The sequence below is a fragment of the Streptomyces sp. NRRL B-1347 genome (assembly GCF_000720325.1).
Lineage (GTDB): Bacteria > Actinomycetota > Actinomycetes > Streptomycetales > Streptomycetaceae > Streptomyces.
Genome location: NZ_JOJM01000042.1, coordinates 34,336 through 56,073, shown reverse-complemented (window position 1 = coordinate 56,073; position 21,738 = coordinate 34,336). Strand labels below are relative to the sequence as shown.

Annotated in this window: 18 protein-coding genes; 14 read left to right on the top strand and 4 right to left on the bottom strand. The window is 72.7% G+C overall.

What is annotated here, in order from left to right:
- Positions 1-118 precede the first annotated feature (118 nt).
- A complete protein-coding gene (treY, locus tag IG74_RS0129680) occupies positions 119-2,602 on the bottom strand; it encodes a malto-oligosyltrehalose synthase (protein ID WP_030683646.1) in 2,484 nt (827 codons plus the stop codon).
- Positions 2,603-2,683: 81 nt separating this feature from the next.
- On the opposite strand from treY, the gene IG74_RS0129675 reads away from it, so the two are divergent.
- Entirely contained in the window at positions 2,684-4,006 is a 1,323-nt protein-coding gene (locus IG74_RS0129675; protein ID WP_051855619.1) for an MFS transporter, read from the top strand.
- Here IG74_RS0129675 and glgX read toward each other — a convergent pair.
- Complete coding sequence (gene glgX, locus IG74_RS0129670) at positions 3,981-6,092, bottom strand: glycogen debranching protein GlgX (RefSeq protein ID WP_030683642.1); 2,112 nt, start codon at positions 6,090-6,092, stop codon at positions 3,981-3,983. The two genes, IG74_RS0129675 and glgX, sit on opposite strands and share 26 nt — an antisense overlap.
- Before the next feature lie 217 nt (positions 6,093-6,309).
- Between glgX and IG74_RS0129665 the strand changes: the two genes are divergently transcribed.
- The 4 genes from IG74_RS0129665 (at position 6,310) to IG74_RS0129650 (ending at position 10,593) form a co-directional block, all read left to right on the top strand.
- Positions 6,310-7,047 carry a Tat pathway signal sequence domain protein gene (locus IG74_RS0129665; RefSeq protein ID WP_234334492.1) on the top strand — a complete coding sequence of 246 codons (738 nt, stop codon included), beginning with the start codon at positions 6,310-6,312 and terminating at the stop codon, positions 7,045-7,047.
- 55 nt (positions 7,048-7,102) lie between these two features.
- The gene (locus IG74_RS0129660; protein WP_030683640.1) at positions 7,103-8,419 is read left to right on the top strand and encodes a copper amine oxidase; all 1,317 of its coding nucleotides are present in this window, start codon (positions 7,103-7,105) and stop codon (positions 8,417-8,419) included.
- A 109-nt stretch (positions 8,420-8,528) separates the two neighbouring features.
- Positions 8,529-9,770: an SAV2148 family HEPN domain-containing protein gene (locus tag IG74_RS0129655; RefSeq protein ID WP_030683639.1), complete on the top strand. Its 1,242-nt coding sequence runs from the start codon at positions 8,529-8,531 to the stop codon at positions 9,768-9,770.
- Positions 9,771-9,873: 103 nt separating this feature from the next.
- Complete coding sequence (locus tag IG74_RS0129650) at positions 9,874-10,593, top strand: 3'-5' exonuclease (protein WP_030683637.1); 720 nt, start codon at positions 9,874-9,876, stop codon at positions 10,591-10,593.
- Positions 10,594-10,719: 126 nt separating this feature from the next.
- Here the strand turns inward: IG74_RS0129650 and IG74_RS0129645 are convergent, their stop codons facing one another.
- The gene (locus IG74_RS0129645) at positions 10,720-11,586 is read right to left on the bottom strand and encodes a phosphotransferase enzyme family protein (protein ID WP_030683636.1); all 867 of its coding nucleotides are present in this window, start codon (positions 11,584-11,586) and stop codon (positions 10,720-10,722) included.
- Positions 11,587-11,787: 201 nt separating this feature from the next.
- Here IG74_RS0129645 and IG74_RS0129640 point away from each other — a divergent pair, with 201 nt between their 5' ends.
- From IG74_RS0129640 to IG74_RS0129630, 3 genes are read left to right on the top strand one after another with little or no spacing between them, the layout of a single operon-like run.
- A complete protein-coding gene (locus IG74_RS0129640; protein WP_199818899.1) occupies positions 11,788-12,720 on the top strand; it encodes a carbohydrate ABC transporter permease in 933 nt (310 codons plus the stop codon).
- Positions 12,717-13,589 (top strand): carbohydrate ABC transporter permease, encoded by an 873-nt coding sequence (locus IG74_RS0129635; RefSeq protein ID WP_030683632.1) that lies wholly within the window; start codon positions 12,717-12,719, stop codon positions 13,587-13,589. Before IG74_RS0129640 ends, IG74_RS0129635 begins: the two co-directional genes overlap by 4 nt.
- The gene (locus tag IG74_RS0129630) at positions 13,589-14,878 is read left to right on the top strand and encodes an ABC transporter substrate-binding protein (protein ID WP_030683630.1); all 1,290 of its coding nucleotides are present in this window, start codon (positions 13,589-13,591) and stop codon (positions 14,876-14,878) included. The genes IG74_RS0129635 and IG74_RS0129630 overlap by 1 nt, the downstream gene beginning before the upstream one ends.
- A 13-nt stretch (positions 14,879-14,891) precedes the next feature.
- On the opposite strand, the gene IG74_RS0129625 is transcribed toward IG74_RS0129630, so the two are convergent.
- A complete protein-coding gene (locus IG74_RS0129625) occupies positions 14,892-15,926 on the bottom strand; it encodes a hypothetical protein (RefSeq protein ID WP_030683628.1) in 1,035 nt (344 codons plus the stop codon).
- A gap of 141 nt (positions 15,927-16,067) precedes the next feature.
- On the opposite strand from IG74_RS0129625, the gene IG74_RS0129620 reads away from it, so the two are divergent.
- The 6 genes from IG74_RS0129620 to IG74_RS0129595 all read left to right on the top strand — a co-directional run bounded on the left by IG74_RS0129620 (position 16,068) and on the right by IG74_RS0129595 (position 21,736).
- Entirely contained in the window at positions 16,068-16,520 is a 453-nt protein-coding gene (locus tag IG74_RS0129620) for a MarR family winged helix-turn-helix transcriptional regulator (RefSeq protein ID WP_030683626.1), read from the top strand.
- Positions 16,521-16,605: 85 nt separating this feature from the next.
- Positions 16,606-17,847 (top strand): macrolide-inactivating glycosyltransferase, encoded by a 1,242-nt coding sequence (mgt, locus tag IG74_RS0129615; RefSeq protein WP_037826232.1) that lies wholly within the window; start codon positions 16,606-16,608, stop codon positions 17,845-17,847.
- 277 nt (positions 17,848-18,124) lie between these two features.
- Positions 18,125-19,165, top strand: a complete 1,041-nt coding sequence (locus tag IG74_RS0129610) for a CDP-alcohol phosphatidyltransferase family protein (protein ID WP_051855617.1) — start codon at positions 18,125-18,127, stop codon at positions 19,163-19,165.
- A 303-nt stretch (positions 19,166-19,468) separates the two neighbouring features.
- The gene (locus tag IG74_RS0129605; protein WP_030683620.1) at positions 19,469-20,677 is read left to right on the top strand and encodes a S8 family peptidase; all 1,209 of its coding nucleotides are present in this window, start codon (positions 19,469-19,471) and stop codon (positions 20,675-20,677) included.
- 109 nt (positions 20,678-20,786) lie between these two features.
- A complete protein-coding gene (locus tag IG74_RS0129600; RefSeq protein ID WP_030683618.1) occupies positions 20,787-21,353 on the top strand; it encodes a DUF1697 domain-containing protein in 567 nt (188 codons plus the stop codon).
- A complete protein-coding gene (locus IG74_RS0129595; protein ID WP_030683616.1) occupies positions 21,350-21,736 on the top strand; it encodes a DUF4440 domain-containing protein in 387 nt (128 codons plus the stop codon). The genes IG74_RS0129600 and IG74_RS0129595 overlap by 4 nt, the downstream gene beginning before the upstream one ends.
- Positions 21,737-21,738: the final 2 nt, after the last annotated feature.

The window sequence follows — 21,738 nt, the reverse complement described above, 5'->3', positions numbered from 1 at the left end:
CCGGTGGACGGGCTCCACGGGGTCCACCCCCGGTACACACGGCTCCGCTCGCTCCTTGCGTCCCACCCACTAGGCGGTATGCCACGTTCCGCTCGGCGCACGCTCCTGGCGCCCGCCGTCAAACACGCTCCAAAAGAGCCACCGGAAGCGGCGTGAGCAGATCGCTCACGCGCGTGCTGCCATCGAACTCGCGCCCCGGCGTGAGCAGATCGGCCCACGCCCCCCGCGGCAGCGCGAGCGCGGTGTCCCGCCAGCCGCCCGCTTCCGCGAGGCGCAGCGAGAGCCGCGTCACGGCCACCACCACGCCCCCGGAGCGGCAGTAGGCCACGCAGTGCGCCGCGCGCGGCCCGGTCGCCGCGAGCGGCTCGTACGTGCTCCCGCCGCCGAACAGGCCGGGGCGCCGCGCGCGCAGCCGCAGCGCCGCCGCGGTGACCGCGAGCTTCTCGTCCGACAGGTCCCAGGAGTCCCGGCGCGCGCCGAGCCCCTCCAGCAGGCCCGTGTCGAAGCTGGCGGGGCGGCGGTTGTCGGGGTCCACCAGGGCGTGGAAGGCCCGCTCCGTGCCCTGGTAGAGGTCGGGCACCCCCGGCATCGTCAGGTGCAGCAGCGTGCCGCTGAGGACGTTCACGCGCGCGTGCGGGGCGAGTTCGGCCGCGAACGCGGCGACCGTGTCCAGCGGCGGCCCGCACGGACCCGCCGCGAGGAACGCCGTCACGGCGCCCTCGTAGCCCTCGTCGCGCTCCGTCCAGCTGGTGTGCAGGCCCGCCTCCCGCACGTGCTTCAGGAGGGCCTCCTGAAGCCGCCGACCGTAGCCCCCGGACTCACCGCGGCCCTCGGACTCACCGCGGCCCCCGGAATCACTGCCGCCGTCGGGCTCGCCGCGCGCGGCCGGGGCGAATCCCACCGCCGTCTGCCAGGCCGCCCAGGCCAGTTGGGGGTCGGGCGCCCGGGTGCCGCCCGCGCGCGCGGTCTGCCGCGTCACCTCGGCGAGCAGCGCGTCCCACCGCCCGGGAGCCTGCGTCAGGACGCTGATGCCCGCCCGCACCTCGGCGCTGCGCTTGGTGTCGTGGGTCGTCAGGACCGTGCCCGAGTACGGCCAGTCGCGCCGCACGCGCGCGCAGTACGCGTGGAACTCCGCCACGTCCAGCGCGGGCCGCCCCGGCTCGGCGCCCACCTCGGACGCCGACAGGAGCGGCACGTGCCGGTAGAACGCCGTGTCCTCCACGGACTTGGCCCGCAGCGCCGCCGCCGTCTGCGCGAACCGCGCCCGGAACTCCGCGCACCGCTCCCCGTCCCCCCGCCTGCCGAGCGCCAGGTCCCGGACCGCGTCGACCGCCTCGGCCTCCTCGGGCACCGCGAACACCGCCCTGGCCTCGGCGGCCGCGCCCGCCGTCAGGACCGTCGCCGGGTCGGCGCCGCCGACCGCGTACGGACGGTAGACCTCCAGGCGCACGAGCAGCTCCCGCAGCGCCGTCCGCAGCGCCCACGGGGCGTGGTCCCGCAGGCCGGGGTCCGCCGCGCACAGCGCGTCCGCCGCACGCGTGAGCCGCTCCACCTCGGCGGCCAGCTCCCGCGTGACGACCTTGTACGCGGCGCGCCGCACGGTCGCCCGCCAGTCGCCGCCGCGGTCGGCGGGCGGCGCCGCGAACCGGCGGTAACGGCTGAGCAGTTCGCGCGCGCCCGCCCCGTCCGTGAGCACCCCGTCGACGTGCCGCAGCGCGTCGTAGCCGGTGGTGCCCGCCACCGGCCAGGCCGCGGGCAGCCGCTCGCCGTCGGCCAGGATCTTCTCGACGACCGTCCAGCGCCCGCCCGTCGCCTCGTGCAGCCGCTGGAGGTAAGCCCCCGGGTCCGCGAGCCCGTCCGGGTGGTCGACGCGCAGCCCGTCGACGACGCCGTCGCCCAGCAGCCCGAGGACCGTGGCGTGCGTCGCGTCGAACACCTCGGGGTCCTCGACCCGCACGGCGATCAGGTCCGAAATGGTGAAGAAGCGCCGGTAGTTGAGCTCGGTGCGGGCCAGCCGCCACCAGCCGAGCCGGTACCACTGCGCGTCGAGCAGCCGCGGCAGCGGCAGCCGCTCGGTGCCCGTGCGCAGCGGGAACACCCGGTCGTGATAGCGCAGCACGCCGCCGTCGACGCGCAGGTGCGCGAGGTCCGCGCCGACTCGGTGGGCGAGGACGGGCAGCAGCAGCTTGCCGCCGCCCGCCGCCCAGTCGACGTCGAACCAGCGCGCGTACGGCGACGCGGGCCCGTCGCGGAGGACCTCCCACAGCGCGCGGTTGTGCACCGGGTCCGCCGCCATGTGGTTCGGCACGATGTCCACGACCAGGCCGAGCCCGGCCGCCCGCGCCGTGCCCGCGAGCGCCCGCAGCCCCGCCTCGCCGCCCAGCTCGCCCCGCACGCGCGCGTGGTCCACGACGTCGTAGCCGTGCGCGGAGCCGGGTACCGCCTCCAGGACCGGCGACAGATGCAGGTGCGAGACCCCGAGGGCGGCCAGGTAGGGCACCGCCGCCTCGGCCGCCGCGAACGGGAACTCCGGACACAGCTGCAGCCGGTACGTGGCGGTGGGCGGCTGCGGGACATCGGGCGCGGGGCGCGGAGACGTCATGCGAACGTACGTACCCGCCTGGGCGGCTTTCGTGCCTTCGACGCATGCGCGGGTTCGCAGGAGCGTCGATAGCGTCCGACGATGACTGAGAAGGGGCGGTACGGGCGGGGCGGCCGTCGCGGCCGGATCCGGCGCACGGCCGACGCCTACGGGGACGCGCTCGCGATCACCGGGGCGGCGCTGCCGGTGCTCTCGTTCCTCGGCCGGCTGCCCGTGGCCGTGATCCAGTTCGGCAGCGTGCTCCTGGTCGCCGAGACCAGCGGGTCGCTCGCGACCGGCGGAGCCGTCGCCTGCGCCCTCGCCCTGGGGCAGGTGACCGCGGGGCCGTTCGTCGGGCGGCTCGCCGACCGGCGCGGGCAGCGGCCGGTCGTCCTCGCCTTCGCCGCGCTCAACGCCGTCGCCGTGGCCGCCTGCGCGCTCGGCGCCCTGCTGCGGCCGCCCACGCCCGTGCTGCTGGTCCTCGCGGCCCTGGCGGGCGCGAGCGTGCCCGGGATCGGCCCGCTGGCCCGCGCCCGCGTCGTGGCGCTGCTGCGCCGCGGGGACGCGCCCCCGGGGCTCGTCAACACCGCGCTGTCCCTGGAGTCCACGATGGACGAGCTGTCCTTCGTGCTCGGGCCCGCCCTGGTCGGCCTCGCCGCGGTCGCGGGCCACCCGGCGTACGCGTTCGCCGTCGCGGCCCTCCTGGTCGCGGTCTGCGGCACCGGCTTCGCGCTGCACCCGACGGCACGGGCGGCCGCCCCGGCTGCCGCCTCCCGCGCGCGGGAGGCGCACTCCGCGCTCCCGCGCGCGGTGTACGTCGTCCGCGTCGGACTCGTCTTCCTGGGCGTCCTGCTGGGCGCCTGCGGGGCCGGGATCGCGGCGCTCACCGATGAGCTCGGCGCGCCGGGCCACGCGGGTCTGGTCTATGCCGCGATGGGCGTCATGAGCGCCGTCGCGGGCCTTTCCATGGCCGCGCTGCCGGACCGCTTCGGGCTGCACGGCCGCTGGCGCGCCGCCACGGCGGCCGCCGCGCTCCTGTCGCTGCCGCTGGTGTGGACGGACAGCCTGCCGGCCCTGTACGCCGTCGTGACGGTCTTCGGCGCGGTCTACGCCCCGAACCTCGTCACCGGCTTCGCGCTGACCGAGCGGGCCGTGCCCCGGCCGCGGCTCGCCGAGGGCATGACGTGGGCGGCGAGCGCCTTCGTCGGCGGCCAGGCGGTCACGCTCGCCGTGGCCGGGCGGCTCGCCGAAGCCCACGGCGCGGGCGCCGCGTTCGCGCTCGGCAGCGCGGCCGCCGTGGTCGCCTTCGCCATCGCCCTGGCGGCCCGCCCGGAGGCGCTCGCGGTCGAGCGCGTCGGCCACGTCGGCCACGCGCGCGTGGCCGACGCCGCCGACGCGCCTACGCCGGGCGCTGCAGCACCGTGAGGCTCCGGTCGGTCAGCGTCACGCGCTCGCCCGCCCGCACCTTCACCCCCGTCCCCGGCGGCACCCCTTCCTCGCGGGCCGTGTCGACCACCACCTGCCACTGCTGGCCCTGGTTGACCGGCACCACGAACTCCAGCGGGTCCGGGGACGCGTTGAACATCAGCAGGAACGAGTCGTCGGTGATCCGCTCGCCGCGCGGCCCCGGCTCGGAGATCGCGTTGCCGTTGAGGAACACCGTCAGAGCCCGCGCCTGGGCCGCGCCCCAGTCCTCCTGAGCCATCTCCTCGCCCTCCGGCGTGAACCAGGAGATGTCCGACAGCTCGTCGTGGGTGCCCTCGACGGGACGGCCGTGGAAGAACCGGCGCCTGCGGAACACCGGATGGTCGCGCCTGAGCCACGCCATCGCGCGCGTGAACTCCAGGAGGGTGCTCTCGCCCTCGGGCCAGCACACCCAGGCGACCTCGTTGTCCTGGCAGTACGCGTTGTTGTTGCCGCCCTGGGTGCGGGCGAACTCGTCGCCGTGGCTGAGCATCGGCACGCCCTGGGACAGCATCAGCGTGGCGAGGAAGTTCCGCAGCTGCCGGGCGCGCAGGGCGAGGACGCCGGGGTCGTCGGTGTCGCCCTCGACACCGCAGTTCCAGGAGCGGTTGTGGCTCTCGCCGTCCTGGTTGTCCTCGCCGTTGGCGTCGTTGTGCTTGTCGTTGTACGCCACCAGGTCGTGCAGGGTGAAGCCGTCGTGGCAGGTCACGAAGTTGATCGAGGCGAGCGGACGGCGGCCGTCGCCCTGGTACAGGTCCGACGAGCCGGTGAGCCGCGAGGCGAACTCCGCGAGGGTGCGCGGCTCGCCGCGCCACAGGTCCCGCACGGTGTCGCGGTACTTGCCGTTCCACTCCGTCCACAGCGGCGGGAAGTTGCCCACCTGGTAGCCGCCCTCGCCGACGTCCCAGGGCTCGGCGATCAGCTTCACCTGGCTCACCACCGGGTCCTGCTGCACCAGGTCGAAGAACGAGGAGAGCCGGTCCACCTCGTGGAACTGCCGCGCGAGCGTCGCCGCGAGGTCGAAGCGGAAGCCGTCCACGTGCATCTCGGTGACCCAGTACCGCAGCGAGTCCATGATCAGCTGGAGCACGTGCGGATTGCGCATGAGCAGCGAGTTGCCGGTGCCCGTGGTGTCCATGTAGTACGCCGGATCGTCCTCCACGAGGCGGTAGTACGAGGCGTTGTCGAGACCCCGGAAGGACAGCGTCGGGCCCAGGTGGTTGCCCTCCGCCGTGTGGTTGTAGACCACGTCCAGGATGACCTCGATGCCCGCCTCGTGCAGCGCGCGGACCGCCGACTTGAACTCCAGGACCTGCTCGCCCCGGTCGCCCCAGGAGGCGTACGCGTTGTGCGGGGCGAAGAAGCCGATCGTGTTGTAGCCCCAGTAGTTGTTGAGGTCCATGTCGACGAGCCGGTGGTCGTTCACGAACTGGTGGACCGGCATCAGCTCCAGGGCGGTCACGCCGAGCCGCGTCAGGTGCTCGATGACCGCCGGGTGCGCGAGGGCCGCGTAGGTTCCGCGCAGCTCGTCCGGCAGCTCCGGGTGCAGCATCGTCAGGCCCTTCACATGGGCCTCGTAGATCACGGTCTCGTTGTACGGCGTGCGCGGCGGGCGGTCGTCGCCCCAGTCGAAGTACGGGTTGACCACCACCGAGGTCATCATGTGCGGCGCGGAGTCCAGGTCGTTGCGCTTGTCCGGGGCGCCGAAGCGGTAGCCGTACACCTCCTCGCCCCAGTCCACCGCGCCGCCCACCGCGAGCGCGTACGGGTCGAGGAGGAGCTTCGCCGAATTGCAGCGCTGCCCGCGCGCGGGTTCGTACGGGCCGTGCACGCGGAAGCCGTACCGCTGGCCCGGCATGACGCCGGGGAGGTACGCGTGCCGCACGAAGCCGTCGGACTCGCGGAGCTCCACCGCCGTCTCCGAGCCGTCGTCGTGCAGCAAGCACAGTTCGACGCGGTCCGCGGCCTCGGAGAAGACCGCGAAGTTCGTACCGGCGCCGTCGTACGCGGCGCCGAGGGGATACGCCTGCCCAGGCCAGACCTGCATGTCGTCGACTCTTCCACGCTCGTCACTCCCGTGGGGGCTGCCTTGGCCAGAGTGTGCTCGAAAGTGGGGCAACCACAAAGGAGTTGAGCCCGTCTAACCGACTGACCACATACTCGACATGCCCATGAATTGGGCCCATCAGGGGAGATTGGGGGAGGATGTGCGCAAGCTAGTCAGACGTCACCTCGGGAAGGTCGTGGCGGGGGGTGCCCTCGCCGTGGCGGCCACCGCGGCGCTCGTGGCCGTCACGCTGCCCGACCAGGCGGGGGCGGGGGAGTCCGACCGCAGCACGGCCGCGGGCTCCTCGCGCCAGGACGCCGTGGCACCGGACGGCCGGGTGGAGGCCGCGCCCGACGAGGGCTCCGAGGGGGTCGGCAGCGACCCGCTGACCGACGCCGAGACCGAGCGGGCCCAGAAGATAGCCCTGGACAGCAACGGCCTGCGCTCCAGCGCACGGGACGTGGAGGGCGACAGGGGGCCGGAGCGCCTGTCCACGAACCTCGCGGAGAACGAGCCGGGGGCGACCGGGGACGACGCGGCGCGCCGGGCCGAGATCGTCTACTACGACTACAAGAAGGACGCCGTCGTCGCGAAGACGGTGAACCTGAAGACCGGCAAGGTCGAGTCGACCAACACGGCCCAGGACGTCCAGCCGCCGCCCAGCGAGGAGGAGCTGAACGAGGCCGCTCAGCTGCTGATCGCCGACGAGCACGGCAAGGGCCTGCGGGAGGACTACAAGAAGGCCACCGGCAAGAAGCTGGAAGGCCCCGGGGACCTGGACCTGAGCGGGTTCGTCTTCCGCAAGGAGACCCTCGACAGCGTCCCCTCCGACCTCCAGGACTGCGGCAAGCACCGCTGCATGCAGGTCGTGGCCAAGGTCAAGAACGGTCCGTGGATCGACACCCGGGCCTTCGTCGTCGACCTCAGCGACCGCCACGTGGGCCGGCTCCGCTGACCGCCCGCCCAGGGCATCCACACGTCTACCTCCTCACTGAAGGAGCCTTCTTCGCATGCACGTCTCGCACGGCAAGAGATTCCCGCGCGCCCGCAAGGCGGCCGGTACGGCCCTTGCGGTCTCCGCGCTCCTGGGAGCCGCGATAACCACCGCGGGCCCCGCCACCGCGGCCCCCAAGGCCGCCCCGCAGGCGCCCGCGGCCGACTGCAGCGCCGACTACCGCATCGAGCAGACCCTCGACGGCGGCACGACCTGGCGCATGTGCTGGCACTACAACACGTACTCCGGGCTCATCCTCGACAAGATCAGCTACCAGCCCAAGAGCGAGCCCAAGCCCATCCCGGTGCTCACCAGCGCCCGCCTCGCGCAGATCCACGTGCCCTACGACGACGGTGAAGCCGAGTTCGACGACGTCACGGGCACGGACTTCGGCAGGCGGCTGCAGAAGCTCAAGACGAGCGAGTGCCCCGGCGGCACCATCAAGACGGTGAAGGTCCCGGACGGGGGGAACGTCCCGGGCCTGTGCACCACCACCCGCGCGCGGGGGCACGCCTACCGTCTCAACAACGACGCGAGCACCGGCGGCAGCGGCAAGGTCTACGCGGCCCAGGGCAAGGACCTGCTCGTCTACACCGTCAACAAGGCCTCCTGGTACGAGTACATCACCGAGTGGCGGTTCTCGTCGGACGGCACCATCACGTCCAACGTGGGCGCCACCGGCAGCCTGTCGCCGTACGACTTCGACGGCGGCGACGACCGCGGCTGGCCCATCGGCAAGGGTGACCAGGCCAAGGCCGAGAGCCACTCGCACAACGTCTTCTGGCGGCTCAACTTCGGCCTGGACGGCTCGCCCAAGTCCAAGGTCGAGCAGTACGACTCCAAGGTCACCCCGCCGGCCGGCCGGGGCAGCCCCACCACGAAGACGACCCGCACGCCCATCACCAAGGAGCTCGCGGGCGACCGCCAGGACATGCGCTGGTGGCGCATGGTGAGCACGGCGGGCAAGAACAAGGACGGCCACCCCCGCAGCTACGAGTTCGTGCCCGGGGCCAGCCAGAAGCACGCGGGACGGCCGTTCACACGGCACGACGTGTTCTTCACCGAGTACAAGAAGTGCGAGCAGTACGCGAGCAACAACATCGGGTGCCCCAACGGCTACCCGGGCAGCGTCGACAAGTGGTCGAACGGCGAGACCCTGAAGCACCCCATCAGCTGGGTCAACATCGGCTTCCACCACATCGCCCGGGACGAGGACCAGCAGCCCATGCCGGTCCACTGGCAGGGCTTCTCGCTGGCCCCGCGCGACGTGACGGCCATGAACCCGCTCACTCCGCAGGACCTGTCCGGTGTGAACGGACGGCCGCGAACCTGAAGTTGCCGCACGACCCTGCCCATCCGGCTGCACCGCCCGCCGGTCCCGGAGTACCCTTCCTTGATCGTTGGCTGGGGGAGAGCCCGGGGGAGCGGAAGGCGGTGCACGGGTGAGCTCGGAGGGGCGGGAGCTGCCCCCTGGTGACGAGGGTCACGAGGGGAGCTCCGCGGACGTCCCGCCCTCGGCGGTGTCGTTGGCACGGCCGATGGAACCGGTGTCCCAGATCGGACCCGAACTGGACTGGGACGCCGACGCCTGGCGCGAGGTGCGTACGCGCGCCCAGCGGGCCGGGCGGGCCTACATCTGGCTGAACCTCGTGGAACAGCGGCTGCGCGCGGTCGTGGCCGCTGTTCTGCGCCCCGTCTACGAACCCGTCCACGCGGACGACTGGGTGGTCGCCGCAGCGGGACCCGCGGGGCAGGAGTGGGTGCAGCGGGCCGTCGCCGTGCGCGAGGTGAGCCGCCGCAAGGGCTACCTCCTGGACCCGGCCGACGACAACGTCCTGAGCTTCCTCACGCTGCCGCAACTGCGCGAGCTGGTCGTCCAGCACTGGCCGTGCTTCGAGCCCTACCTCGACGACCGGCGCGAGGTCGAACTGGCCCTGGACGAGCTGGAGGTCACCCGCAACGTGGTCTCGCGCAACCGCGCCCTGTCCCCGACGGTCCTGGCCCAGGCCGAGCGCGCCTCCGCGCGCCTGCTGGAGATACTCGGCGCGGGCTCGGACGCGCCCTCCGCGCGGCGCCTTCCGGTCGACGCCGTGGAGCAGCTCGTCGGCGACCGGTACGCGGACGTCGTGGGCGTGCACGCGGACCGGGTCCGGCTGCTCCGGCAGTTCCCCGCGGAGGACCTCTTCGGCGGCGCCCGGCGCGTCGACGCGATCGGCATAGGCCTCAACCTGCTCGTGCAGAACTTCTCGGGCCGCCGTCTGGTGCGCCTCGCCGAGTCCGGCTGCCGGGTCCGGCTGCTCTTCCTGAACCCGGCGAGCAGCGCGGTCAAGCGCCGGGAGCGCGAACTGGGTCTGAAGCGGGGCGAGCTGGGCCGGGCCGTCGAGTCGAACATCCTCCACATGCGGCGCGTGCGGTCGCGGCTCCGGGACCCCGGCGCCTTCGAGATCCAGGTCTTCGACGAGACCCCGCGCTTCACGGCCTACCTCGTCGACGGCGACGGCTCGGACGGCATCGCCGTCGTCCAGTCCTATCTGCGGCGCACGCGCGGCATGGAGGCGCCGGTCCTGGTGCTGCGCGGCGGCGGCCGGGTGGTCAAGGCGGACGACCTAGGCGAGCACGGCCTTTTCGCGACGTACCGGGAGGAGTTCGAGACGGCCTGGGCGGACTCGCGTCCGGTGTCGTAGGGCGGCCTCCCGGCGCGGTAGCGGAATCCGGCCATCTGATTGTCAGTGGCGCATGGGATCGTGGAGGCCATTGGGGGAACGCACCACGACGAAGGGGGCGGCCATGGGCTGGCACCGGGAGCTGCTGATCGGCTTCGACCTGGAGACGACGGGCACGGATCCGCACGAGGCGCGGATCGTCACGGGGGCGGTGGTCGAGGTCAGGGCCGGGCAGGAGCTGGGCCGCCGCGAGTGGCTCGCCGATCCGGGCGTGCCGATACCGCCGGACGCGGTGGCCGTGCACGGCATCACCGACGAGCGGGCGGCCGCCGAGGGACGGCCCGGCGCGGAGGTCGCCGACGCGATCGCCGAGGTCCTGGTCTCCGCCTGGCGCTCGGGCGTCCCGGTCGTCGCGTACAACGCGGCGTTCGACCTCACCCTGCTGGCCGCCGAGCTGCGCCGGCACGGGCTCGCCTCCCTGCGGGACCGGCTCGGCGGGGCCGACCCCGCGCCAGTGATCGACCCGTACGCCATCGACCGCTCGGTGGACCGCTACCGCCGTGGCAAGCGCAATCTGGAAGCGGTCTGCCGGGAGTACGGCGTGGTCCTGGAGTCCGCCCACGACGCCTCGTCCGACGCCCTCGCCGCGGCGCGGCTCGCCCGCGCGATAGCCGACCGCCACGCCAAGGTCGCCGACCTCGGCCCGGCGGAGCTGCACCGACGCCAGGTGGAGTGGTACGCGGAGTGGGCCGCGGACTTCCAATCCTTCCTCCGCCGCAAGGGCGACCCCACGGCAGTGGTCGACGGCACCTGGCCCCTCCGAGAGCCGGCCCGCGTGCCCTAGCGGGGCTGAAACCTCCAGCCTCTCCGGCGTTTGAGGAGCGGGGTCTGGGGCGGCGCCCCAGGAGCGGGAAGGGGCGCCCGCGCGCGGAGCGTGCTGATGGACACAGCGGGGCGCACCCGCGAGGGTTTAGAACGGGTGCCAGCGGACCTCGGTGTCGCCCTCGCGAAGCGAGGCCACGCGGCGGCGGAATTCGGCCAACGCCCGCTCGTTGGCGGGCGCGTGCTGAGCCACCCAGGCACAGCTCGCGGTCTCCCGTGCCCCGCGCAGCACCCCGCACCCCTCCCACTCCCGCACGTCCCACCCGTACTCCCGGGTGAACTCGTCGTACGCGTCGTCCCCGAGCCCGTACCGGTCGCGGGACAGCGCCATGACGACCAGATCGTGCTCGCGGAAGTCCGAGGAGAAGGTCTCCAGGTCGACCAGGACGGGCCCCTCCGGGCCCACCAGGACGTTGCGCGGCAGCGCGTCCCCGTGGATCGGCCCCGGCGCGAGCCGGGGCACGAGCGCGGCGGCCGCCGCCGCGAACCCGTCCCTGCGCTCCCGGAGGTAGTCCGCGTCGGCGGGGTCGATCGCGTCCCCGGCGAGCCGCAGCCACCGCTCCACACCCCCGAGCAGCTCGCGCCGCGGCAGCTCGAAGGGGGGCGCGGGCAGGGCGTGCACGAGCCGCAGGAGTGCGGCCAGGTCACCGGGGCGCGCGGGCCGCACCGCCGCGGGCAGGCGGTGCCAGACCGTCACCGGGTGGCCCTCGACGAGCCGCGGCTCGTCCTCGGCGGCCCGTACGGCGGGCACCCCGGCGTCCCGCAGCCACGCGGCGACGGCGAGTTCGCGCCGCGCCCGGTCGAGCAGCTCGGGCGCGTCCCGGCCGACCTTGACCACCAGGCCGCCCACGGCGAACACCGCGTTCTCACCGAGGGCGAGGAGCTCGGCGCCCGCTTCGGGGCGCGCCGCGAGCCCCGCGCCGCCCAGGACCTTCCGTGCCCGTGCCTCGTCCATCCGTTGCCTCCCACAGCCTGTGCCTCACCGTGCTCCGCGGCGGTCACAGCCGGACCAGCCGCCGCGCAAGTGTCGCATTCGTACTGGCCAGCCGGACTTTCGGCGTGCGCGGTCGCTTGACGTACGCCGGTCGCGTCAGCACGATGACGGAGGCCGTCAGGTCGGCCAAACAGTCATCATCCGCTCAAAGGAGCCGATTCCGTGACATTGGCGACCGCGCGAGCGCGGTCCGGCAAGGGCTCCCGAGGCCGCCGCCCCGCCAGGGCCATGGACCACGGCGCCTGGTTCCTGGTCCTGCCCGCGCTGCTCCCGATCCTGGTGCTGAGCCTCGGCCCGCTGCTCTACGGCATCGCGCTCGCCTTCACCGACTCCCAGTCGGGCCGCACCGAGGCCACCGAGTGGATCGGGCTCCTCAACTTCCAGGACCTGCGGCACGACACCCTGTTCTGGGACTCGTTCCGGATCGGCCTGCTCTGGGCGGTCGGGGTGACGGTGCCGCAGTTCCTGCTCGCGCTCGGCCTCGCGCTCCTGCTCAGCCAGAACCTGCGCTTCCGCTGGCTGGCCCGCTCGCTCGCGATCGTCCCGTGGGCGATGCCCGAGGTCGTCGTCGGCATCATGTGGCGGCTCGTCTACCACCCGGACGCGGGCATCCTCAACGAGACGCTGCGCGACCTGGGGTTCGGCGACGGCCGGGACTGGCTGACCGGCCTCGGCACCGCGCTGCCCGCCGTCATCGTCGTGGGCGTCTGGGCGGGCATGCCGCAGACCACGGTGGCCCTGCTCGCCGGGCTCCAGAACGTGCCCCGGGAACTGCACGAGGCCGCCGCGATGGACGGCGCGGGCGCCTGGCGCCGCTTCACCACCGTCACCTGGCCCGCCCTCAGGCCGATCGCGCTCGCCATCACCGCGCTCAATTTCATCTGGAACTTCAACTCCTTCGCCCTGGTCTACGTGCTCACCAACGGCGGCCCCGGCGGGCGCACCCGCCTGCCGATGCTGTTCGCGTACGAGGAGGCCTTCCGCTACGGCCAGTTCGGCTACGCGGCGGCGATGGGCTGTGTGATGGTCGCGGTGATCTCGGTGCTGCTCGCCGTGTACCTCGTGGGCCGCCTGAGAGGAGCCGACGAGCGATGACCTCGCGTACGAAAGGGGCCGCGCGCACCGGAGCCGCGCGGACGAAGGGGGCCGCGCGGGCCGGGCAGTACCTCGCGCTCCTCGCCTATCTCGTCTTCCTGGTGTTCCCGTTCCTCTGGCTGCTCTCCACGTCCTTCAAACCGGCCACGGAGCTGGGCAGCCTGCACCCCACCTGGATCCCTGAGGACCCGACCCTCGCCAACTACCGCCAGGCCTTCGACGAACAGCCGCTCCTGCGCGCCGCGGGCAACTCGCTGGTCGCCGCCCTCAGCGCCGCCGTGATCGCCGTCGTCATCGCCACCCCGATGGCGTACGTGATGGCGCGCCACCGCACGCTGCTCGCCCGGGCCGCGACCGGCTGGGTCGTGGTCAGCCAGGCCTTCCCCTTCGTCCTGGTGATCATCCCGCTGTTCCTCGTCCTGAAGAACCTGCGCCTGATCAACTCGCTGCCCGGTCTGATCATGGTCTATGTGGTGTGGGCGCTGCCGTTCGCGCTGTGGATGCTCGTCGGGTACGTCCGCGCCGTGCCGGTGGAGCTGGAGGAGGCCGCGGCCGTCGACGGGGCGAGCCGCCTGCGCACGCTCGTGTCGGTCACCGCGCCGCTGCTCGCGCCGGGCATCGGGGCGACCGCGCTGTTTGCCTTCATCACGGCGTGGAACGAGTTCTTCTTCGCGCTCGTCCTGCTCAAGACCCCGGAGAAACAGACGTTGCCGGTCGTCCTCACGCACTTCATCGGCGCGGAGGGCGTGGCCGACCTCGGCCCGCTCGCCGCCGCCGCGTTCCTCGCGACGCTGCCCTCGCTCGTCGTCTTCGCCCTCATCCAGAAGCGGATCACGGGCGGCATGCTCGCCGGGGCGGTGAAGAGCTGATGCGCCGCGTCCGCGCCCTGGGCGCCGCGGCCGCCGCGCTCGTCCTGCTGCTCGCGGGGTGCTCGGGCGACGGCGGGGACTCCGACGGGCGGATCACCCTGCGCTTCCAGTCGCTCGCCTGGCAGCAGGAGTCCGTCGCGGCGAACAAGGAACTGGTGGCGGAGTGGAACGCGCGCCACCCCGACGTCGAGGTCGAGTACGTCCAGGGCAGTTGGACGAGCGTCCACGACCAGCTCCTCACCTCCTTCGAGGGCGGCGAGGCCCCGGACGTCATCCACGACGCGTCCGACGACCTCGCGGACTTCGCGTACGGCGGCTACCTCGCCGACCTCGGGAAGCTGCTGCCGCGCCGCCTTCGGGACGACATCCCGCAGGCCAGCTGGGACACGACGACCTTCGGCGGCAAGGTGTACGGCGTGCCGTTCCTCCAGGAGCCGCGCGTGCTCATCGCCAACGCCAGGTGGCTGAAGGAGTCCGGCGTCCGGATCCCGACCCCCGACAAGCCGTGGAGCTGGCCGGAGTTCCGCTCGGTGACGCGGGAGCTCGGCGCGGGCAAGGGCAGGTTCGGAGTGGCCTGGCCGCTGAAGGAGCCGGTGTCGGCCACGCTCAACCTGTCGCTCTCGGCGGGCGGCGAGCTCTTCCACCGGCGCCCGGACGGCAAGGCCGAGATCCGCTTCGAGGACGCCGAAGCCGTGGTGCCGCGCACCGTCCACGACCAGGTCAACGTCGACGGGAGCGCGTCCGGGGCGACGCTCGGCATGGGCGGCTCGGACACGCTGCCCGGCTTCTTCGGCGGCAAGTACGCGATGGTGCCGCTCGGCTTCTCCTACCGCCAGCAGATCGTCCAGCAGGCGCCGAAGGGCTTCGACTGGCAGGTCCTGCCCGCGCCCGCAGGGGCGGAAGGGCTCGCGCAGGGCGTGAGTCCGCAGACCCTGTCGGTCGCCGAGGACAGCCCGCACAAGAAGGAGGCGGCCGCGTTCATCGACTTCTTCCTGCGCCCCGCCAACATGGTGCGGCTCGCGCGCGGCGACTGGATGCTGCCCACCGGCAAGGAGGCCCTCAAGGACCCGGCGCTGCGGACGGCGAAGGACGACTGGGCGACGGGCACGGCGCTCGCCCGCCACCTCCGGCCCGCCCCCGCGCAGTCGGTGCGCGGCTACCCCGAGTGGTCGGACAAGGTCGCCACGCCCGCGCTCCAGGAGTACTACAGCGGCGCGATCGGCCTGGACGAGCTGAGGAAGCGCCTGGTCAAGGACGGGAACCTGGTGCTGCGCCGCTATCAGCGCTGAGCCCGGCGCGCCCTCAGACGCCGACCGACTCCTCCATCTCCTCCTCCGCGGCCGCCACCGCCGCGGGGGCGGCGGCCACCGCGGCCCGCCGCCGCTCGACGAGCCCCGCCACCGCAGTGAGCAGCGCGCCCAGGGCGAGCCAGGCCACCAGCGTGCCCACGTGTCCGCCGAGGCCGTGCCCGCCGAAGTACAGATGGGCGCGGACGCCCTCGACGAAGCCCGCGCCGTTCCAGAAGGCGTGCAGGGAGCCGAAGAAGCCGTTCTGCAGCTCGGGCCGGAAGAGCCCGCCGGAGCTGGTGAAGTTGAGCATCACGAAGAGGACCATCATCGCGAGCGTCGTCCAGCGCTTGAGGAACGTGTGCAGGCCGACGCCGATGAGCAGGATGCCCGCCGAGTACAGCCAGGACATGGCCCACACGCCCCCCAGGCCGTGGTGCGCGAGGTGGAAGACGGGCCCGGCGAGCGCGGTGCCGATCAGGCTCACGGCGAAGGCGACGCCGACGGCGAGGCCCGCGCGCGCCCGCATCCGCAGGGCCCCGCCGGCGGCACCGAGCGCGGCCACGGACGCGTACGAGCCGATGCTCACCGCGACGAGCAGGAAGAACAGGCCCTGGCCCGTCGGGTCGTCGGCGACCGGGGGCGCCACGTTGGTGACCTTCAGCGGGGTGCCCTGGGCGGCGGCCACGGGGGTGAAGACCTTCTCGGCGGCCAGCGCGCTCATGTCGGACCCGGCGGAGGCGACGAGGAGCTCGGGGGCCTTGGCGTCCGGGACGTAGGCGCCGGATATGTCGAGGGACTTCAGCGCGTCGACGGCCTTGGCGCGCGAGGCCAGCGTCCGTACGTCGAGGGCGTCGCCCGCCTTGTCCGCGACGGACTCGGCGAAGGCGTGGGCGCGGGCGTCCGAGCCGACGACGGCGACGGGCATGTCGTGCGGCTCGGGCGTGACGAACGCGCTCATGTAGGCCAGGCCCATGCCCAGGCACATCAGCAGCGGGGTCAAGAGATGGACGAGGACGTGGCGCAGGGGGCCACGGGCAGGCGCCGTCATGCGGACCTCTCCAGATAGTTGGTATATACAACTCTTACGTCATGTTGTACTGTACAACCATTGCTGCCGGGACGGAAACGCGGGGCGTGCCGCGGGGGTGCGGCCGGGGCCGGGCGGCGTCGACGCGAGGAGGCGGAGGTCGTGGCCGACCGGGACGATTCGATCGAGGTCATCCAGCGGGAGATGACGGCGTTCGCGCGGCGTGCGCGCGCCACCGCGGCCCGGATGCACCCCGAGCTCTCCCTCGTCTCCTTCACGCTCCTCAGTCATCTGGAGTACCAGCAGGGCTGCCGCGCCACGGATCTGGCGGCGCACTACACCCTCGACAAGTCGACGATCAGCAGACAGGTCGCGGCCCTGGAGAAGGCGGGCCTGGTGGAGCGCCGCCAGGACCCGGCCGACCACCGCGTGCACGTGCTGCATCTGACCGAGCGGGGGGTGGGGGTGCTCGCGCAGGTCACGGACAGCCGTCGGATCGCCTTCCATGAGCGGCTCGCGGACTGGAGCGGTCCGGATCTGGAGCGGTTCGCGGAGTACCTGCTGCGGTACAACGCGGGCGCGGAGTGCGGCCCGGGCGAGGGGTCCGCCGGGTAGACCCGGACGGAGCCGGTCGCCGCCGCGGCGCGAAGAGCCCCGAAAACTATTGCACGAGACGTCTCGTCTCGTTTATGGTCAGCGCATGACCACACGCAAGCGTGCCCACATCGCCATGTTCTCCATCGCCGCCCACGGGCACGTGAACCCGAGCCTCGAAGTGATCCGGGAGCTCGTCGCCCGCGGCCACCGCGTCACGTACGCGATCCCGCACGCCTTCGAGGAGAAGGTCGCCGAGACCGGTGCCGAGCCCGTGCTCTACCGCACCACGCTGCCCGGCCCCGACGACGACCCGTCGGCCTGGGGCGAGACCCTGCTCGACAACGTCGAGCCGTTCCTGGCCGACGCGATCCAGGCGCTGCCGCAGCTGGCGAAGGCGTACAAGGGCGACGAGCCGGACCTCGTCCTGCACGACATCACCTCGTACCCGGCCCGGGTCCTCGCCCGCCGCTGGGGCGTGCCCGAGGTCTCGCTCTCGCCGAACCTGGTCGCCTGGGAGGGATACGAGGAGGAGGTCGCCGAGCCCATGTGGGCGGAGCCCCGGCGGACCGAGCGCGGCCGGGCGTACTACGAGCGGTTCGAGAACTGGCTGACGGAGAACGGCGTCACCGAGCACCCCGACCCCTTCGTCGGCCGCCCGCCCCGCTCGCTCGTCCTCATCCCCAAGGCGCTCCAGCCGCACGCCGACCGGGTCGACGAGGACGTGCACACCTTCGTCGGCGCCTGTCAGGGCGACCGCGCGGCACAGGGCGACTGGGAGCGCCCGGCGCACGCGGAGAAGGTGCTCCTCGTCTCCCTCGGCTCGTCCTTCACCAAGCAGCCCGCGTTCTACCGCGCGTGCGTCGAGGCCTTCGGCGGCCTGCCGGGATGGCACGTGGTGCTCCAGGTCGGCCGCCACGTCGAGGCGAGCGAGCTCGGCGACGTACCGGACAACATCGAGGTGTGCCGCTGGGTGCCGCAGCTGGCGGTCCTGCGGAAGGCCGACGCGTTCATCACGCACGCGGGCGCGGGCGGCAGCCAGGAGGGCCTCGCCACCGGGACGCCGATGGTCGCCGTGCCGCAGGCCGTCGACCAGTTCGGCAACGCCGACATGCTCCAGGGCCTCGGCGTCGCCCGCCATCTGCCGATGGAGGAGGCCGACGCGCGGACGCTGCGCGAGGCGGTGCTCGCGCTCGTCGACGACCCGGAGGTGGCGCGCAGGCTCGGCGAGGTGCGCGCCGGGATGGCGGGGGAGGGCGGCACGAAGAGGGCGGCCGACCTCATCGAGGAGGAGATCGTGCGCGGTCGGCGTGACGGCGGCGTGAAGAAGGGAGGTGCGGACGCGTGACCGTTTGGTGGTGCTTCAGGGCCGGTTGGCCGGGATTGGGGCTTGGTGCGGGATGGTCCGACACGGCGTGACATAACGCTCTGTGAGGCCATTCGGTAACGGTCGGGGCATTTGGTAACGCTCGGATAACGCACGGGCGTCCTGGCGCGTCCATGGACCCGACCCACTGGTTCGACCCATACCCCCGGCCAAAGGTTGCATGGGCCACTTCTTGTTCCTTGGGGCAACGGCTTCCTAGCGTGAGGTGAACTTCATTCGAACGCCAGGAAGTTGACCCATGTCACAACAGTCCCCGCGACGAGACACGGCCGCGCGACGGGAGCCACGGGAGATACCGCCCCTCGCCGAGGTGCGCCGCATCACCGAGAAGAAGCGCGACGCCTGGTGGACCGTGCTGCTCGTCGACCCCGTCGCCACGCCGCTCGTCCGCCAGACCGCGCTGCGCACCCGGATCACGCCGAACCAGATCACCTGGGGCGCGTTCCTGCTCGGGCTCGGCTCCGCGGTGTGCTTCGCCTTCGGCGACTGGCGGTGGCTGTGTCTCGGCGCCGTGATCTACCACCTGAGCTTCGTTCTGGACTGCATGGACGGCAAGGTCGCGCGTCTGACGGGGCAGGGCTCGGTCTTCGGCGCGTGGCTCGACTTCGTCTTCGACCGGATCCGGGTGATGGTGTGCGGGGTCGCCCTGATGGGCGGCCAGTACGAGCGCACCGGGGACGTCACCTACGTCTGGCTCGCGCTCGCGGTGGTCGGGCTCGACACACTGCGGTACATCAACTCCCTTGAGATCTTCAAGGTCCGTTACACCATGCGCAAGCAGATCAAGGCGCGGGTGCGGGCCGCCCGGCGGGCCGAGAACCAGGCCGAGCTCGCCTTCATGGAGGACCTGCTGCGGGAGAACCCCGAGGCGGACGTGGAGCGGGACCAGGCCGTCGGCGCGGCGGCGCCCGGGGAGCCGGAGGCGCCGACGGGCCCCGCGGCCGTACCGGTGGCGGCGGGCGCGCCCGCGGGCGGCGCGCGCTCCCGGCAAGTCATCGACCTCCACCAGGAGTTCCGGCACCGGTTCCCCGCCTATCTGCGGGCGCGCTCCTTCCTGCTGCGGCACCGCATCCGCACGCACCTCGTGAGCGGCGTCGAGTTCCAGATGGGCGTCTTCATCCTCGGGCCGCTCTTCGACGCGGTGATCCCGGCGACCATCGTCTCCGGCGCGCTGCTGCTCGTCTTCGAACTCGCCATCATCTACAAGCTGCTCCTGTCGACCCGGGACTTCACGCGGACGATCGACTCCTTCGAGCAGCCGGTCTCCGCGGTGGCCTAGCCGCCGCCCGCCGAAGGTCTTCTGCGTCCTGCCCGCTCGGGGGAGGGGCAGGGCGCAGAGGGGGCGGGGAGGGGTGGGGTGCCCGAAGTGTCATGGGCGGGGTGATTTGTTATTACAGAACCTTGTTGAACAAGTCACAGCCGCATGAAGGTATTGATCTGCGCGCGTCATTCAGACAGGGTTTCGTCCCAACGCCCGGAGATCTTCAGTTCTTTCGGAGCGAACCGGGCGCCGCAGTGAAAGCTTGACAACCCCACAAAGCACCACATCCCCCCACAACACCCCACGAGGAGACGCCTCTTCATGGCAGCTCACAAGCGCGCTCGCACGATGAAGCTCACCGCAGGGATAGCCACCGCCGCCACCGCGGTGGGCGTGACCGTCTTCGCCGGTACATTCGCCGGAGCCTCGACCCCCGCCGAAGGCAAGGTGTACGGCACCGAGGCCAAGGGCGCCGTGGCCGGCAGCTACATCGTGCTGCTCGACGAGAAGGCCAGCAAGGACACCAAGGCCGACCTCGCCGAGGAGTACGGCGGCGACCTCAGCCGCAACTACTCCTCGGCCGTCAACGGCTTCTCGGCCAAGGGCCTGAGCGAGACCGAGGCCAAGCGCCTCGCCGCCGACCCGGCCGTCGGCAAGGTCGTGCAGAACAAGAAGTTCTCCATCAAGGCCACCCAGGACAACCCGCCGTCGTGGGGCCTGGACCGGGTCGACCAGGCCGACACGGCGGGCGACAAGAAGTACACGTACCCGGACAAGGCCGGTGAGGGCGCGACCGCGTACGTCATCGACACCGGCGTCCGCGTCAGCCACAAGGACTTCGGCGGCCGCGCCGTCTCCGGCTTCGACGCGGTCGACAACGACGACAACGCGGACGACGGCAACGGCCACGGCACCCACGTCGCCGGCACCATCGCGGGCGGCGCGCACGGCATCGCCAAGAAGGCGAAGATCGTCGCGGTGCGCGTCCTGGACGACCAGGGCTCCGGCACCACCGAGCAGGTCGTCGCGGGCATCGACTGGGTCACCAAGAACCACCAGGGCCCGTCCGTCGCCAACATGAGCCTCGGCGGCGGCGCCGACGAGGCCCTGGACGAGGCCGTCCGCAAGTCCATCGCCTCCGGCGTCACCTACGCTGTGGCCGCGGGCAACGAGTCGAGCGACGCGGGCCAGAGCTCTCCGGCGCGCGTCAAGGAGGCCATCACGGTCGCCTCCTCCACGAAGGACGACGAGCAGTCGGACTTCTCCAACTTCGGCTCCGTCGTGGACATCTACGCCCCGGGCTCGGACATCACGTCCGACTGGAACACCGGTGACGACGCCACCAAGACGATCTCCGGTACGTCCATGGCGACCCCGCACGTGGTCGGCGCCGCCGCCCTGTACGTGGCCGCGCACCCGGACGCCAAGCCCGCGGACGTCGCCAAGGCGCTGACCGACGGCGCGACGCCGGACAAGATCTCCAACCCGAGCGAGGGCACGCCCAACAAGCTCCTGAAGGTCGTCGAGTAGTTTCCCGAGGCCGCCGCCCCGCCCGCACGGGCGGGGCGGCGGCCCTCTTCGGACCGGCGGCCGTCGTGCCCACCCCCACGGGGCGCGGCGGCCGCCTTATCGTGTGCGCATGGCGACGAAGATCTACGCGGCGCTCCTTCGCGGCGTGAACGTGGGCGGCAGCAGGAAAGTGCCGATGGCCCGGCTGCGCGCGCTCCTCGAAGGGCTCGGGCTCACCGGCGTACGGACCTATCTGCAGAGCGGCAACGCCGTGTTCGCAGCGGACCGCGGCGACGAGGACTCCCTCGCGGCGGAGCTCGCCGCGGCCCTGGAGCAGGAGTTCGGCTTCGGCGTGGACCTCCTTGTGCGCGACCACGCGTATCTGCGGGCGGTGGTCGACGCCTGCCCCTTCCCCGCCGCCGAGCTCGAAGGCAGGCAGCTGCACGTCACCTACTTCTCCGGGGCCGTGGAAGCCGCCCGCTTCGCCGCCCTCGACCAAGCGGGCTTCCTGCCGGAGGAGTTCCGGCTCGGCGATCGCGCCCTGTACCTGTACGCGCCCGAAGGGCTCGGCCGGTCCAAGCTCGGCGAGGCCCTGGGGCGCCCCGCCCTCACCAAGGGCCTCGTCGCCACCAGCCGCAACTGGAACACCGTCAGCAAGCTCGCGGAGCTGACCGAGGCCCCGGAGGCCGGCCGATGACCGACCGCTCGCCCGCCGTGGAGGCGGCCATCGAGAACGAGCTGCGCCTGCTCGACCCCGAGGTACGGGCCTCGCCCGAGCTGTTCGGGGAACTGCTCCACCCCGAGTTCACCGAGTTCGGCGCCTCGGGCGCGCGCTGGGACCGGGAGTCGATCGTACGGGTCCTCACCGCGAGCCCCGAGCCCGGCGGCCGCCCCGTCACGACGTCCCGCATGCGGGGCGTGGAGCTCGCCGCGGACCTGGTGCACCTGACGTTCGACACCGAAAGCAACGGCCGTCTGGTGCACCGCAGTTCGCTGTGGCGGCGGACGGGGCACGGCTGGCGGCTGTGGTTCCACCAGGGCACGCCGTTCACACCCCCCGACGGGGGCGGCCAGGAGTGACG

What these genes read in the sequence shown, in the direction of transcription:
- treY (WP_030683646.1), bottom strand. Translation starts at nt 2,602, where the DNA reads ATGACGTCTCCGCGCCCCGCGCCCGATGTCCCGCAGCCGCCCACCGCC.
- IG74_RS0129675 (WP_051855619.1), top strand. Translation starts at nt 2,684, where the DNA reads ATGACTGAGAAGGGGCGGTACGGGCGGGGCGGCCGTCGCGGCCGGATC.
- glgX (WP_030683642.1), bottom strand. Translation starts at nt 6,092, where the DNA reads ATGCAGGTCTGGCCTGGGCAGGCGTATCCCCTCGGCGCCGCGTACGAC.
- IG74_RS0129660 (WP_030683640.1), top strand. Translation starts at nt 7,103, where the DNA reads ATGCACGTCTCGCACGGCAAGAGATTCCCGCGCGCCCGCAAGGCGGCC.
- IG74_RS0129650 (WP_030683637.1), top strand. Translation starts at nt 9,874, where the DNA reads ATGGGCTGGCACCGGGAGCTGCTGATCGGCTTCGACCTGGAGACGACG.
- IG74_RS0129645 (WP_030683636.1), bottom strand. Translation starts at nt 11,586, where the DNA reads ATGGACGAGGCACGGGCACGGAAGGTCCTGGGCGGCGCGGGGCTCGCG.
- IG74_RS0129635 (WP_030683632.1), top strand. Translation starts at nt 12,717, where the DNA reads ATGACCTCGCGTACGAAAGGGGCCGCGCGCACCGGAGCCGCGCGGACG.
- IG74_RS0129630 (WP_030683630.1), top strand. Translation starts at nt 13,589, where the DNA reads ATGCGCCGCGTCCGCGCCCTGGGCGCCGCGGCCGCCGCGCTCGTCCTG.
- IG74_RS0129625 (WP_030683628.1), bottom strand. Translation starts at nt 15,926, where the DNA reads ATGACGGCGCCTGCCCGTGGCCCCCTGCGCCACGTCCTCGTCCATCTC.
- mgt (WP_037826232.1), top strand. Translation starts at nt 16,606, where the DNA reads ATGACCACACGCAAGCGTGCCCACATCGCCATGTTCTCCATCGCCGCC.
- IG74_RS0129610 (WP_051855617.1), top strand. Translation starts at nt 18,125, where the DNA reads ATGTCACAACAGTCCCCGCGACGAGACACGGCCGCGCGACGGGAGCCA.
- IG74_RS0129605 (WP_030683620.1), top strand. Translation starts at nt 19,469, where the DNA reads ATGGCAGCTCACAAGCGCGCTCGCACGATGAAGCTCACCGCAGGGATA.
- IG74_RS0129600 (WP_030683618.1), top strand. Translation starts at nt 20,787, where the DNA reads ATGGCGACGAAGATCTACGCGGCGCTCCTTCGCGGCGTGAACGTGGGC.
- IG74_RS0129595 (WP_030683616.1), top strand. Translation starts at nt 21,350, where the DNA reads ATGACCGACCGCTCGCCCGCCGTGGAGGCGGCCATCGAGAACGAGCTG.